General features: G+C 55.0%; 11 protein-coding genes and 1 tRNA gene. 4 read left to right on the top strand and 8 right to left on the bottom strand.

The features are described from left to right. Positions 1–10 precede the first annotated feature (10 nt). Positions 11–2,023: a S8 family peptidase gene (locus tag ACTJJI_RS14675; protein ID WP_440654609.1), complete on the bottom strand. Its 2,013-nt coding sequence runs from the start codon at positions 2,021–2,023 to the stop codon at positions 11–13. A gap of 292 nt (positions 2,024–2,315) precedes the next feature. Then, positions 2,316–3,329, bottom strand: a complete 1,014-nt coding sequence (gene tsaD / locus ACTJJI_RS14680) for a tRNA (adenosine(37)-N6)-threonylcarbamoyltransferase complex transferase subunit TsaD (protein ID WP_014833323.1) — start codon at positions 3,327–3,329, stop codon at positions 2,316–2,318. A 236-nt stretch (positions 3,330–3,565) separates the two neighbouring features. Between tsaD and rpsU the strand changes: the two genes are divergently transcribed. From rpsU to rpoD, 3 genes are all read left to right on the top strand, one after another. After that, positions 3,566–3,781, top strand: coding sequence for a 30S ribosomal protein S21 (gene rpsU, locus ACTJJI_RS14685; RefSeq protein ID WP_001144069.1), 216 nt, complete (start codon positions 3,566–3,568; stop codon positions 3,779–3,781). Between the two features lie 116 nt (positions 3,782–3,897). Next, a complete protein-coding gene (dnaG, locus tag ACTJJI_RS14690; RefSeq protein ID WP_014833324.1) occupies positions 3,898–5,643 on the top strand; it encodes a DNA primase in 1,746 nt (581 codons plus the stop codon). A gap of 153 nt (positions 5,644–5,796) precedes the next feature. Continuing rightward, the gene (gene rpoD / locus ACTJJI_RS14695) at positions 5,797–7,644 is read left to right on the top strand and encodes an RNA polymerase sigma factor RpoD (protein ID WP_013098777.1); all 1,848 of its coding nucleotides are present in this window, start codon (positions 5,797–5,799) and stop codon (positions 7,642–7,644) included. Between the two features lie 536 nt (positions 7,645–8,180). Here rpoD and mug read toward each other — a convergent pair. Next, entirely contained in the window at positions 8,181–8,687 is a 507-nt protein-coding gene (mug, locus tag ACTJJI_RS14700) for a G/U mismatch-specific DNA glycosylase (protein ID WP_020689452.1), read from the bottom strand. Between the two features lie 125 nt (positions 8,688–8,812). Between mug and ACTJJI_RS14705 the strand changes: the two genes are divergently transcribed. Next, positions 8,813–8,888, top strand: a tRNA-Ile gene (locus tag ACTJJI_RS14705). A 154-nt stretch (positions 8,889–9,042) separates the two neighbouring features. On the opposite strand, the gene ACTJJI_RS14710 is transcribed toward ACTJJI_RS14705, so the two are convergent. The 5 genes from ACTJJI_RS14710 to ACTJJI_RS14730 form a co-directional block, all read right to left on the bottom strand. Then, positions 9,043–9,243 (bottom strand): ogr/Delta-like zinc finger family protein, encoded by a 201-nt coding sequence (locus ACTJJI_RS14710; protein ID WP_014833326.1) that lies wholly within the window; start codon positions 9,241–9,243, stop codon positions 9,043–9,045. A gap of 66 nt (positions 9,244–9,309) precedes the next feature. Beyond that, positions 9,310–10,455, bottom strand: a complete 1,146-nt coding sequence (locus tag ACTJJI_RS14715) for a phage late control D family protein (RefSeq protein WP_257256548.1) — start codon at positions 10,453–10,455, stop codon at positions 9,310–9,312. Beyond that, positions 10,452–10,916, bottom strand: a complete 465-nt coding sequence (locus tag ACTJJI_RS14720; RefSeq protein WP_014833328.1) for a phage tail protein — start codon at positions 10,914–10,916, stop codon at positions 10,452–10,454. Before ACTJJI_RS14720 ends, ACTJJI_RS14715 begins: the two co-directional genes overlap by 4 nt. Before the next feature lie 11 nt (positions 10,917–10,927). Next, positions 10,928–13,375 (bottom strand): phage tail tape measure protein, encoded by a 2,448-nt coding sequence (locus ACTJJI_RS14725; protein ID WP_440654613.1) that lies wholly within the window; start codon positions 13,373–13,375, stop codon positions 10,928–10,930. Next, positions 13,368–13,487, bottom strand: coding sequence for a GpE family phage tail protein (locus ACTJJI_RS14730; protein WP_014833330.1), 120 nt, complete (start codon positions 13,485–13,487; stop codon positions 13,368–13,370). Before ACTJJI_RS14730 ends, ACTJJI_RS14725 begins: the two co-directional genes overlap by 8 nt. Positions 13,488–13,492: the final 5 nt, after the last annotated feature.

Consider the following 13,492-nt stretch of genomic DNA (forward strand, 5'->3'; position numbering starts at 1 on the left):
GCCGTGTGGGTTATTTACAGCTGTTATTGGAAGCGCCCTGTTCACGCCATGCGCCCCACTGCCCGCCGGTTCCCGGGGTTTCCTGGCCCGGGTTGACATACCACTGGTTGAACCAAATTTTACCGTTGTAAGAGACTTTGGTGCATTTGGTCGGGTAAGCAATTTTGGCGTTATAGGCCGGTGCGGCAGGTTTTACCGGCGTATCGTCTTTTGCCGGGGTGTCGTCTTTCTCGGGTACCGCAGGCTTAGTGACCTTAATGGTCATGCTGTCCGTCGCGGTACGGCCGTCTGCGCCGGTTGTGGTCAGCGTGAAGACCGCTTCTCCCTCGCTGTTGGCAGGAATGACGGCATAGGCATGCGCGCTATCCACGCTCTTCACCAGCGTGCCGTTCAGTTTCGCTTCCAGTGAGAAGGTTTCAGCCCCTTTCGTCACGCTCCAGTTATAGGATTTGGCATTCAGGCTCTTGCTGCCGTCCAGCGGGTAGGTGCTCACGCCAGTGGCCGGAGACACCATGGTGTAATCTGCCCCTGCCGCAGCCGTTGGGGCCGGCGCGACAGGCGTGTTACCGTCTTTCAGCGCCATAATGCGGGCTACCGCGCGCTCCATGTCAGGCTGTGTACCCACTTTCGCCGACTCCCCGTTCGCCAGCGGCGTACCGGTCTCCGCCAGAATCTGACGCATCTGACGCGGCGTCACGGTGATACCGTTGGCTTTCGCGATGCCCGACAGGCTCGCGACCACGCCGGCAATAATCGGGTTCGCGGACGACGTGCCGGCGAACGTCGACGTATACTGTGCGTTTGGCGCATTATAAAGGTTGCCAAAGCCCGCGCTGACCACATCCCAGCATCCCCATGACGAACTGGTGACGCGCGATCCGTAGGTACTGAAGTAGGCTCTCTTACCCTCCTTCGCACAAAACGCACCGGCAATGATGGCCCCGGAATCGCGGACATTAACGTCAAATTTACCGTTAAACGCACTATGATCGAGGTTAACGTTGCCGTTCCCTGCCGCTTCAATGACATAGACGCCTTTATCGGTGAGAGCCTTGATGATGTCGTAGTAGCTCTGCACATTCTCCTGCGGCACGTAGCAGGTTGTGGTGCACCCTGTGATCTCCCCGCCGCCGGTCTGCATGCCAATCTGTACGACATCGCCTGCTTTGAGCAACGGGATCATGTTATAGAGGTTGTTATAGTGCCAGTCGCTGAAGCCCACGCGGCTTTTCCAGCTAAGCCCACGGACGCCTGCGCCAATGTCTCTTGCCGCCATAATCCCCACTGAAGCCGTATCATGATCGTCAATATATTTATTGCTGCCCTGAATCAGAGCTGGCTTCGGCAGGTTGATATGGTTGACGTTCCAGATATCGTTCTCCATGGAGATAATCGTGACACCCTCCCCCTCGTTGCCAGGATATTTATTAACACTGTCCCGATTGACGCCGCCCATATAATAGCCCTGACGTTTGTCAGTGGGCGATTTAGTGTAATATTGCTGGCTACGAAAGTCTGGTACTGACGATGCCCCCACCGAGCTTTGCACCGTTGATTTTAATGGTGGCTTATTTTGATGTTCTTCACCACTGTATTTATCTAATGATACCGGGACGCTTTCCGGGTAGACCATTTCCACATTCTGGTTTTGTTCCAGTTCCGTAATGACGCGATTGATATAATTTTTATCGGTGCTTTTATTTTCCGGCAAATCAATCCGCACATAACGATCAAAACCGTAGCGTGCATTCAGCTGTGCAAACTCATCAGATTGGGTACTGCGCAGTTTATTTGGACGGAACATACTGGTCGACACCAGAGCGGGGTCGCTCAGCGTCAGCGTATTTGCCGTGGTTGTGGTTGTACTGGTGGATTTGAGCAACGGTTTGCCCGGCTTCAGCTTCACCACAATCGCAATATAGGATTCGCCGTCCTGGGCAAACTCTGCCTGTGGCGTGGTTTCAGCAAAGGCAGAACATGTTACTGCCGCACAAATTAAGAGTGAGAGAAGACTTTTTTTCATTTCGCCAACGTTCCTTTATGACATTTTGATGAGGGAGTTCCTTTTTACAGGATGAATTAACTCCCCATCACAGCCAATAAAAACGCAGGGTAAAATTAGTCAAAATAGATTGGGAAATATGTCAACCATGATAAGGCAATATTAAGCAAGGAACGAATAAAATAAAAATATCCGTTGAATTATTGAGTCGGTGAAAATGCGGGTGTTATAAAATAATTTGCTCTAATAGAGTAATGAATCTTCACTGCCTGCTTATCTCCGCCCGAATGTCTGACACTCGGGCGGTGAATTGTCACGCCTCTGGCAACTCCGCCAGCGGCCAGCGAGGACGCACGGAGACGCTAAGATCGGACGTTGCGCCAGCGTTCAGGCGTACCATTCCGGCGTAGGCGATCATCGCCCCGTTATCGGTACAGAATTCCGGACGCGCATAGAACACTTCCCCGCGACGTTTTTGCATCATCTCCGCCAGCTTCGTGCGCAGCGTGCGGTTAGCGCTAACGCCACCCGCCATGACCAGGCGCTTAAAACCGGTCTGATCCAGCGCGCGTTTGCACTTGATCATCAGCGTATCGACCACCGCATCTTCGAACGCACGGGCGATATCCGCACGGGTCTGCTCGCTGTCGTCATTATTGCGGATGGTATTGGCGGCAAAGGTTTTCAGGCCAGAGAAGCTGAAATCCAGCCCCGGACGGTCGGTCATCGGACGCGGGAAGACAAAACGCCCTTCCGTGCCCTGCGACGCCATTTTTGACAGCATCGGGCCACCCGGGTAATCCAGACCGAGCAACTTGGCGGTTTTGTCGAAGGCTTCTCCGGCGGCGTCATCAATCGACTCGCCCAACAGCTCATACTTGCCGATGCCGGTCACGCTAATCAGCTGGGTATGGCCGCCTGAGACCAGCAGCGCCACAAACGGGAATTCGGGCGGATTCTCTTCCAGCATCGGTGCCAGAAGATGCCCTTCCATATGGTGAACCGGAATGGCCGGAACATCCCACGCGAAGGCCAGGGAACGGCCCACCGTGGCACCGACCAGCAGCGCGCCGACCAGACCCGGGCCTGCCGTGTAGGCGACGGCATCAATATCAGTTGAGTTCAATCCGGCCTCTTTCAGCGCCGCCTGAATCAGGGGAACCGTTTTACGCACGTGGTCACGAGAGGCCAGTTCAGGCACGACGCCGCCGTAGTCAGCATGCAATTTCACCTGACTATACAGTTGGTTGGCAAGAAGCCCTTTTTCGTCGTCGTAAATGGCGATGCCGGTTTCATCGCAGGATGTTTCAATACCCAGTACACGCATGACTTGTTTTACCTCGTTTCAGTACCGCGCAGTGTAGAGCCTGGGCGGGTTGATGTAAAACTTTGTTCGCCCCAGGACATCCGCTCGTGTATACTCTTCCCCCTTATAAAAGTCCCTTTCAAAAACGCGTCGGTGCTTTACAAAGCAGCAGCATTTGCAGTAAAATTCCGCACCATTTTGAAATAAGCTGGCGTTGATGCCAGCGGCAAACCGAATTTATCAAAGGTGAGAGTTACATGCCGGTAATTAAAGTACGTGAAAACGAGCCGTTCGACGTAGCACTGCGTCGCTTCAAACGTTCATGCGAGAAAGCAGGTGTTCTGGCTGAAGTTCGTCGTCGTGAGTTCTATGAAAAACCAACGACTGAACGTAAGCGCGCTAAAGCTTCTGCAGTGAAACGTCACGCGAAGAAACTGGCTCGCGAAAACGCACGCCGTACTCGTCTGTACTAATCCGTTGAGGGCGATAGTCCTCAATTGACAGACAGAGTAATAGTCGTAAGGCCGTGCTTCCGGAAGGAATGCGCGGCTTGTTTTCGTTTATGAGTTGCTAAAAACTTTTGGGGCATATGGCCGGACGAATCCCACGCGTTTTCATCAATGACCTGCTGGCAAGAACCGACATCGTCGATCTCATCGACGCGCGGGTAAAGCTGAAAAAGCAGGGCAAGAACTACCATGCGTGCTGTCCTTTCCATAACGAAAAAACCCCCTCCTTCACCGTCAACGGTGAAAAGCAGTTTTACCATTGCTTCGGCTGTGGCGCACACGGTAATGCCGTCGATTTTTTAATGAACTATGACAAGCTCGAGTTCGTTGAAACTGTCGAAGAGCTGGCCGCGATGCACAACCTTGAAGTGCCGTATGAAGCGGGCAGTGGACCAAGCCAGATAGAGCGCCATCAGCGTCAAACGCTGTATCAACTGATGGATGGCCTGAATTCGTTTTACCAACAGTCTCTTAAGCACTCTGCGGCTGAGCCTGCGCGCCAATATCTGAACAAGCGCGGACTGAGCGACGATGTTATTGCGCGTTTCGCTATTGGTTACGCCCCGCCCGGCTGGGACAACGTGTTAAAGCGTTTTGGCGGCAATAGCGAAGATCGTAAATCGCTGATCGACGCAGGCATGCTGGTCACCAACGACCAGGGACGAAGCTACGACCGCTTCCGCGAACGGGTGATGTTCCCGATCCGCGACAAGCGTGGCCGGGTGATTGGTTTTGGGGGACGCGTGCTGGGTGATGCGCTGCCCAAGTACCTCAACTCCCCGGAGACCGACATTTTCCATAAGGGCCGCCAGCTTTACGGCCTTTATGAAGCGCAGCAGGCGAATGCGGAACCTCCGCGCCTTCTGGTCGTCGAAGGGTATATGGATGTCGTTGCGCTGGCGCAGTACGACATCAATTACGCGGTGGCCTCGTTGGGTACCTCCACCACGGCCGATCATATTCAGCTGCTGTTTCGGGTGACCAACAACGTCATCTGCTGTTACGACGGTGACCGTGCAGGGCGCGATGCCGCCTGGCGTGCGCTGGAAACTGCGCTACCTTATATGACCGACGGGCGGCAGTTACGCTTTATGTTCCTGCCCGACGGTGAAGACCCGGATACGCTGGTGCGTAAAGAGGGCAAAGCGGCGTTTGAAGCGCGGATGGAGCAGGCTCAGCCGCTCTCCACGTTCTTGTTTAACAGCCTGATGCCGCAGGTTGATTTGAGTACTCCTGACGGGCGCGCGCAGCTCAGCACGCTGGCGCTGCCATTAATTAGCCAGGTGCCCGGCGAAACGCTGCGCATCTATCTGCGTCAGGAGTTAGGCAACAAGCTCGGCATTCTGGATGACAGCCAGCTTGAACGTTTAATGCCAAAACAGGCTGAAAACGGCACGGTTCGCCCCGCGCCTCAGCTAAAACGCACAACCATGCGTATACTGATAGGGTTACTGGTCCAAAACCCCGAACTTGCGCCGCAAGTGCCATCGCTGGCGGGTTTGAACCACGAAAAATTGCCCGGGCTGGGCTTATTTTCAGAACTGGTCAACACATGTTTGTCTCAGCCAGGTCTGACCACCGGACAACTTTTAGAACATTATCGCGGCACAAAAGAGGCCGCTACCCTTGAAAAATTGTCGATGTGGGACGATATAGCAGATAAGGACATTGCAGAAAAAACGTTCACCGACTCACTCAACCATATGTTTGATTCGATGCTTGAGTTGCGCCAGGAAGAGTTGATTGCTCGCGAGCGCACACACGGCTTAAGCAGCGAAGAACGCCGGGAACTGTGGATGATTAACCAGGAACTGGCGAAGAAATAAAAGAATTTAACGGCTTAAGTGCCGAATATCGATCGGGAAGCCCCCGGCAGCCGCACTGAGAGGCAGCGGCAAAAATATAAGTACGCCCTCGCTTTAAAGGTTGGCAAACCATCGCCGACACCAATCAAACGAATTAAGTGTGGATACCGTCTTATGGAGCAAAACCCGCAGTCACAGCTGAAACTTCTTGTCCAACGTGGTAAGGAGCAAGGCTATCTGACCTATGCCGAGGTCAATGACCATCTGCCGGAAGATATCGTCGATTCAGATCAAATCGAAGACATCATCCAAATGATCAATGACATGGGCATTCAGGTGATGGAAGAAGCACCGGATGCCGATGATCTGTTGCTGGCTGAAACCTCCAACAACACTGACGAAGATGCGGAAGAAGCTGCTGCACAGGTACTGTCCAGCGTGGAATCTGAAATCGGGCGTACCACTGACCCGGTCCGCATGTACATGCGCGAAATGGGTACCGTTGAACTGTTGACCCGCGAAGGCGAAATTGACATCGCAAAACGCATCGAAGACGGGATCAACCAGGTTCAGTGCTCTGTTGCTGAGTACCCGGAAGCGATCACCTATCTGCTGGAGCAGTACGATCGTGTTGAAGCGGAAGAAGCGCGCCTGTCCGATCTGATCACCGGTTTTGTCGACCCGAACGCTGAAGAAGATATGGCGCCAACCGCCACTCACGTCGGTTCTGAACTGTCTCAGGAAGAGATGGATGACGACGAAGACGAAGATGAAGAAGAGAGCGACGACGACAGCGCCGATGATGACAACAGCATCGACCCGGAACTGGCACGTGAGAAGTTCGCCGAACTGCGTACCCAGTACGAAGTGACGCGTGACACCATCAAAGCCAAAGGTCGCAGTCACGCTGCTGCCCAGGAAGAGATCCTGAAACTGTCTGAAGTCTTCAAACAGTTCCGCCTGGTGCCAAAACAGTTCGACTACCTGGTGAACAGCATGCGCGTGATGATGGATCGCGTACGTACCCAGGAACGCATCATCATGAAGCTGTGCGTTGAGCAGTGCAAAATGCCGAAGAAGAACTTCATCACCCTCTTCACCGGCAACGAAACCAGCGAAACCTGGTTCAACGCGGCTATCGCGATGAACAAGCCGTGGTCTGAAAAACTGCACGACGTGAAAGAAGACGTGCATCGCGGTCTGCAGAAGCTGCAGCAGATTGAAGAAGAGACCGGCCTGACCATTGAGCAGGTTAAAGACATCAACCGTCGTATGTCCATCGGTGAAGCGAAAGCCCGCCGTGCGAAGAAAGAGATGGTTGAAGCAAACTTACGTCTGGTTATCTCTATCGCCAAGAAATACACCAACCGCGGTCTGCAGTTCCTGGATCTGATTCAGGAAGGCAACATCGGTCTGATGAAAGCGGTAGATAAGTTTGAATACCGTCGTGGTTACAAGTTCTCCACCTATGCGACCTGGTGGATCCGTCAGGCGATTACCCGCTCTATCGCAGATCAGGCGCGCACCATCCGTATTCCGGTGCATATGATTGAGACCATCAATAAGCTCAACCGTATTTCCCGCCAGATGCTGCAGGAGATGGGCCGCGAGCCGACGCCGGAAGAGCTGGCTGAACGCATGCTGATGCCGGAAGACAAAATCCGCAAAGTGCTGAAGATCGCCAAAGAGCCAATCTCCATGGAAACACCAATCGGTGATGATGAAGATTCGCATCTGGGTGATTTCATCGAGGATACTACCCTCGAGCTGCCGCTGGACTCTGCCACCACCGAGAGCCTGCGTGCTGCCACGCACGACGTGCTGGCTGGTCTGACCGCCCGAGAAGCGAAGGTACTGCGTATGCGTTTCGGTATTGATATGAATACCGACCACACGCTGGAAGAAGTGGGTAAACAGTTCGATGTGACCCGCGAACGTATCCGTCAGATCGAAGCGAAGGCGCTGCGTAAACTGCGCCATCCGAGCCGCTCTGAAGTGTTGCGTAGCTTCCTGGACGATTAATCCAGGTAAACAGCAAAAAGCTCCCAATCGGGAGCTTTTTTTTGTTTATTCCCTCTCCCTGTGGGCTGAGGGATCCCCATAAAATAATACCTGCACGGAGGACCCCCTCTCCCTTGAGGGAGAGGGTTGGGGTGAGGGGGAACATATTGCTGTAGAGGTAATTCCGTTCACTTTATGTTCCTTGCTACTCTGTAACAACATGACCCATGAACGTGCCAGGGTGGCTCAATCGCCACCACCCTGGCGACCCGGGCTCCCGGCGGTAAATCGCCGCTTCGCGGTACCTTCGGCTTATTCCTTCCGGCTTATCGGGGACGGGCGGAGGTAACGTCCCTGTAAAGCCGCCCTCTCGGCGCATCCATGCGCCTCGCCCCGGCCTGCAGGAAACGCCTCAGCGATTTACAGCCGGACCAGGGCGTCGCTGTAAGTCATTAATTTTCCTGAAACAACATTCGTCGCTTTCGGTAATAAAATTACTGGGGAACCCTCAGCCCTGTGAGAGAGGGCCAGGACGAGGCATCAGGCTGCAGAGCCCCCTAAAGCCCCCGCACCACCAGTGCCTCGTCGAGCTCCCTGTAAGCTTCCACCAGTTTATCCAGCGTTGCCCTGTTAAGTCCGCTCGGGTTTGGCAGCACCCATACCTGCGTCACGCCGATGGTGATGGCCTGTTTCCCCCATTTCACCCCGCGCTGGCTGAACGCCTGCTCATAGGCCTGTTTGCCCAGAATCGCCAACGCGGCAGGCTGGTAGTCTTCGATCTTCTTAATCAGTTCCCGCCCGCCAGTGCGCAGTTCATGCAGGTTGACTTCGCTCGCCTGCACAGTTGGTCGCTCCACCAGCATGGTGATCCCGCAGCGCGTATCCAGCAGATGCTGCTCCTCTTCAGGCTTGAGTAACCGGTCGGTAAACCCGGCCTGGTAGATCACTTTCCAGAAGCGGTTCCCCGGATGAGCAAAGTGAAAACCGGTATGCGCCGAGGATTTACCGGGGTTGATCCCGCAGAAGACCACCCGTAGTCCCGGGGCCAGAATATCGTTGATCATGTTTACTCCCGATTGATACATCATCATGGAAGTATAAAGGATTGATTATGCGTTGTTTATAAAAACAGCAGGCGGGTGTGAATGGCTGGATTGCTGCGGGGAGTTACATTATAATCCACCGCCACGGCCCCTTAGCTCAGTGGTTAGAGCAGGCGACTCATAATCGCTTGGTCGCTGGTTCAAGTCCAGCAGGGGCCACCAAATTTTAGCTTTAGTATCATATAATTAAGCCACTCACATGAGTGGCTTTTTTATTGGCTCAATTTGCAGTGGCGATGAAATGGCGGTATCGCTGAGTTGTTACAGGGATAAAAAAAACCGCACGAGGCGGTTTTTTTGACTGATGCGGCTATCGCTAACTGCGGTTCACCGAGGGCGCCCGGGCACGCTCTGGCATGCCAGGGGCTGCAATCAGGCGCTCAACCGACTCCATGGTGACAAACGTACAGCTGCAATCAACGTTGGTACACTGGTGATAACGCTCTTTGGTATTTTCACTCAAATAGCGACTGGTTCGCGCATGTGCCGAGTGCTTACATTTAGGACAATGAAACATACCGCCTCCGTTTAATTCACTTTTTGTGAATTAATAATACCCAAAAAGAGTAAAATTAAAAGCATACTACTCGCTTTCGATGGAAAATTTTTCGTCGGCAATGTCAGGTTCAAGATTCACCTCCGTCGTAAAGCCTCTTCCGTCAAGGGTGTGTACGACCCGGCTGACGATCCACGCTTGCTCGTCAATCGCCCGCTTAAAGCCTTTTACCTGAAGGGGGGTTTCGGGAAAAAGGTCAGCTTTCCCCAGCGCCAGCTGGATTGAAAATTTCACCACCCCGCGCTGTAAAGCGCGCCATTTGGCTTCAGCCGCTCTGAGTGCCTGCGCTTCGGAGGCAAAAATAGTGGTCAACTCAAAGACGTTATCGGCGGCACCAACCAATGTCTCCTGCGGCGTTTGCTCCGTGCTGCCGGATACGGCTGCGGCATCCGGATGAGGTAACGCACCTGTCGCTGCCGCCTGAGGCAGACGATTGATGCTGACCTTGGGGTGTTGTTGTTTAGGATCGCTCGTTTGCAGCCATTTGGCCGTCACGCCGGAATACGCTTCGCGATCGGCGATGGAAAAGCTGTGTTTATCGCCATCGGCGCGTTCAATCACTTTCAACGGAACCGGTTTGCCGCTGGCCGTCACGGCGCCGCCCGCTTTCATGAAAAGCACCTTCCCTTCCTTAACGGCCACAAACGCGCCATTGCGTTCAGCCAGGCGGGAGAGAAACGCGGCATCGGACTCCTGAGTCTGGTCGATATGCGCAATGGCTATGGATGAAAATTCCGCCGCCACGCTGGCGCTAAGCTGGTTGCGCTGCGCGATGGTATCAACAATTTCGCCGAGGGTGGTGTCATGCCATGACTGCTCGCGACGAACGTTGAGCTTGCCACGAAAATCGGCGCTGCGCCCACGAATGGTTAACCGGTCCGGCGCCCCCCGAAATTCAATATCATCGACCGTGAAATTCCCCTTCGGCTCCAGAGGGGTGCCCTGCCAGCCCAGCCATAGAGTAATAAACGCGCCGCGAGCCGGCAGGTCTAACAGACCGTCGGAATCATCCAGCTCAATGTCCACCTGATCGGCTTCCAGGCCTCGGTTGTCAGTCATGGTCAAGCGGATAAGGCGATGGCTAAAATTTTGCGTAATATCACGGCCATTAAGCTTGAGCATAAAATCGGGGGCGATTTTCCCCCCCGCCCGGACATTCATTTCCGTGATCATCCCAGCAGCCCTCCGATTTCGGTACGCGCGCTGGTCACCAGCTCTTCAGCCTGTGTTCTCAGGTCGCCAAACATCGCCATCAGCGATTCATCAACCCGCTTCAGAGAAAGCGTAAAATCAATTTTACGCGCCGTACCATCGCTGTAAAAATCCGTATGGGTGTGCGTGACCTTATCAATCACAAACATGCCATGGATAATGCCCGTCCCGTCAATCAGCGGCCAGGCCCGCCCCTCATTCGCCATCAGTTCGATGGCTTTGAGGGACAATCGCCCTCCGGTAATTTCAGGATAAAGCGTTCCGGAGAGCGTATGGGATGTATCGCCCTCACCCAGATACTGCCAGGCTTTGGGCTTCCCGATGCGATCGTTAGAGGCCCAGCGGTAATCCTTTGAAAACTGCATTGACTGATACGGCAAGGTTCGTCGCTCAAAGACAAACAGCCCCAGCACCATTAACATTTTCTCTCTCCTTACTCATACATAAAGCGCGATCGCTGGTTCGCCGCTCTCTGATTCTCTCTGCTGTCCAGGGCATCCTGAATTTGCCGGCTGAGGTCCGCTCCGGAGGTCATGTCACCCTGCAGCGTGAAGTGATATTCGCTCCTGCTCTGATCGACATAAGAGCGTCCGCCAGTGGCCAGCGCTGGCTGATACTTCAGATAGCCACCATAGGTCGATGTCGGCGGAATATACGCACTGCCCGGCGCAGAGGAAGCCGCCCCTGCGTTAGCCGCAGCGGGCTCGATGTTATCCGACTCTGTTTTGATAAGACCGAGTTTATCCAGTAGCCAGGTCGCCTTGCTGCTCAGAGTGTTGAACAGATTAAGCGGTGCCATCAACGCCTCCCCGAGCATCTGACCGAACATCACCCCCGCGTTTTTGCAACTGTCGAGCGTTTCCTGAGTCGCTTTGATTGGCGTAATCAGGCCAGTAAACCACTGCCAGATCCCGCCCAGCTTCTCTGAGATGAAACCAAACGCCTGCAGAAGTGGAGAAAACAGCTCGCCCAGTGGAGCAAAGGCCACAGAAAGCCCTTCCATCACCCCGGTAAAGAAGGCGCTGACAGGTTCCCAGTATTTAAAAATCAGTAATGCACCCGCCGCAATCGCCGCACCAATGGCAATGATGGGCCAGCTGAGTGCACCCAGGATCGCCATGATGCTACCGCCGACCACGCTGAAGGCGGTGCCTAACATCCCGGCGGCGGTAATGACCAGGTTCAGGCCGGTCACCATCGGCGCAACGACCGTGCCCAGCCCGCCCACTATGCCGGCAAACGCCTGCGCGCCGACGATAACCCCGACCAGGCCTTGCGTCAGTGCGGGGTTGGCATTCACCCACAGAGAGAGCGTACTGATCCACCCGGTCGCGGTGGTGGTCAGGGTACGCAGGGCGCCATCCGCCTTATCAAATACATCCATCTTCAGGCCGTTCCACACCGCCTGAAGCTTGCCTAGATCACCGGCAAGGTTATCGGACTGAACGGCAGCTACCCGCGCGGTACTGCCCTTTGCCCCCTGGAGCTGCTGACGTTTCTCAGACAGCGTTCCATTACCCGCGGCGGAGACCAGTACCGCAGCGCCTTGCGCGTTTTCCTGACCGAAAATGGTCTTCAGGTACGCCATCTGCTGCGCGGTACCGAGTTGGCTCTTTTCAAAGGATGCGGAGAGGGCTTTGAGGATCTGCTCCGCAGGCAGCAGATTGCCTTGTCCATCATGGGTCTGTACGTTCAGTTCACCCAGCGCGGCAGAACCCTGACCGTTCTGCATCTGCAGATGGCTCAGCACAGCGCCGACCCCGGCGCCAGCCGTGCTCCCTTTCATCCCCTTTTCCATCAAAATGCCAAGCAGCGCGGTCGTCTCTTCAAGGCTCACGCCAGCGCCGCTGGCAATTGGCGCGACAGAGGCCACGGCAGCACCCAGCTCGGTAAGGCTGGTGTGAGAGGAGGTAAATCCGTGGGTCAGCACGTCTGCGACACGCCCAGCATCGGTATTGGCCAGGTTGAATGCGGTCTGTGCATTGCTGATGATGTCGGCGGCGTTTGCGGCATCGACATTTCCCGCAAGGCTGAGATTGACCGCAGGAAGCGTGGCTGCAAGCACACCCTCGGCGTCATATCCTGAACGAACCAGCTCGGTCTGCGCCCGGGTGACCGCCTCCGTTGAGGTTCCCGTACCGGCACTGACGTCCCGCGCCTGCTGGCGAATAGCCTCAAGCCTTGCATCTCCCTTCTCCAGACCAAGACTGGCCTGAATAGCAGACATCTGCTTTTCAGCACTGATACCCGGCGCCATAAACCGGGACGTCTGGTCAACGCCCGCCTTCGCCATGCTCACGCCCGCGCTGGCAAACTGATGGATGCGCGTGGCAACACGTTTGCCGGATTCGTAGCGACGCTGAACGGCATTGAGCCGCTCCTGCTGCTGATTAACCCGGGCGAGTACCTCTCGTTGTCCGTTGAGCTGCTGCGTTTTTTCGCCGATGCTCTTTCTTAAACGACGTTCATCTGCTGCCAGGGTCCGTGTGTTAATCCCCGCCTGCGCAAGTTCGCCGCGCTGGCGCTGGACAGACTGGCGCAGAGTGTTGTACTCAAGCTTCAGGGCGGCGGCAGACTGGCGGGCTGCCGTCAGCGCATCGTTCTGCTCCCGGGTGGGGTTTTGCGTGTTTTTCAGTTCACGCGCCAGTGCCGCCGTCTGTTGTTTCGCCATGGCAAGCGCCTGCCCCGTCATGGTGAGCTGACTGCTTGTTTTTCTGAATCCATCGACGCGGGCCGCCTGCTCATCGAGCGCGCGCAGCGCCGCCTGCGATTCACCGATCTCTCCCTCAAGAGAGAGACTGGCATTCTGAATAGCTTTAAGCGGTCGGCTTGCCCTGGCGACTGCATCCAGCAGCGCCTGAAGTCTGACATTATTACTCATGGTGGTTTCCGCTTCGCTGCAGCGCCTTTTCGCGCCATATGAGGAGTTCGGTCACGCTCAGGGGGTACAGCTCTGACGGCGGCCAGTGAAAAATCACCGCGATATCCGCCATCAGAT

The organism is Enterobacter sp. 22466, assembly GCF_052044775.1.
GTDB lineage: Bacteria > Pseudomonadota > Gammaproteobacteria > Enterobacterales > Enterobacteriaceae > Enterobacter > Enterobacter dissolvens.

Excerpts from the sequence above, each read along its gene's own strand:
- ACTJJI_RS14675 (WP_440654609.1), bottom strand. The coding sequence starts at position 2,023 with ATGAAAAAAAGTCTTCTCTCACTCTTAATTTGTGCGGCAGTAACATGT.
- tsaD (WP_014833323.1), bottom strand. The coding sequence starts at position 3,329 with ATGCGTGTACTGGGTATTGAAACATCCTGCGATGAAACCGGCATCGCC.
- rpsU (WP_001144069.1), top strand. The coding sequence starts at position 3,566 with ATGCCGGTAATTAAAGTACGTGAAAACGAGCCGTTCGACGTAGCACTG.
- dnaG (WP_014833324.1), top strand. The coding sequence starts at position 3,898 with ATGGCCGGACGAATCCCACGCGTTTTCATCAATGACCTGCTGGCAAGA.
- rpoD (WP_013098777.1), top strand. The coding sequence starts at position 5,797 with ATGGAGCAAAACCCGCAGTCACAGCTGAAACTTCTTGTCCAACGTGGT.
- mug (WP_020689452.1), bottom strand. The coding sequence starts at position 8,687 with ATGATCAACGATATTCTGGCCCCGGGACTACGGGTGGTCTTCTGCGGG.
- ACTJJI_RS14710 (WP_014833326.1), bottom strand. The coding sequence starts at position 9,243 with ATGTTTCATTGTCCTAAATGTAAGCACTCGGCACATGCGCGAACCAGT.
- ACTJJI_RS14715 (WP_257256548.1), bottom strand. The coding sequence starts at position 10,455 with ATGATCACGGAAATGAATGTCCGGGCGGGGGGGAAAATCGCCCCCGAT.
- ACTJJI_RS14720 (WP_014833328.1), bottom strand. The coding sequence starts at position 10,916 with ATGTTAATGGTGCTGGGGCTGTTTGTCTTTGAGCGACGAACCTTGCCG.
- ACTJJI_RS14725 (WP_440654613.1), bottom strand. The coding sequence starts at position 13,375 with ATGAGTAATAATGTCAGACTTCAGGCGCTGCTGGATGCAGTCGCCAGG.
- ACTJJI_RS14730 (WP_014833330.1), bottom strand. The coding sequence starts at position 13,487 with ATGGCGGATATCGCGGTGATTTTTCACTGGCCGCCGTCAGAGCTGTAC.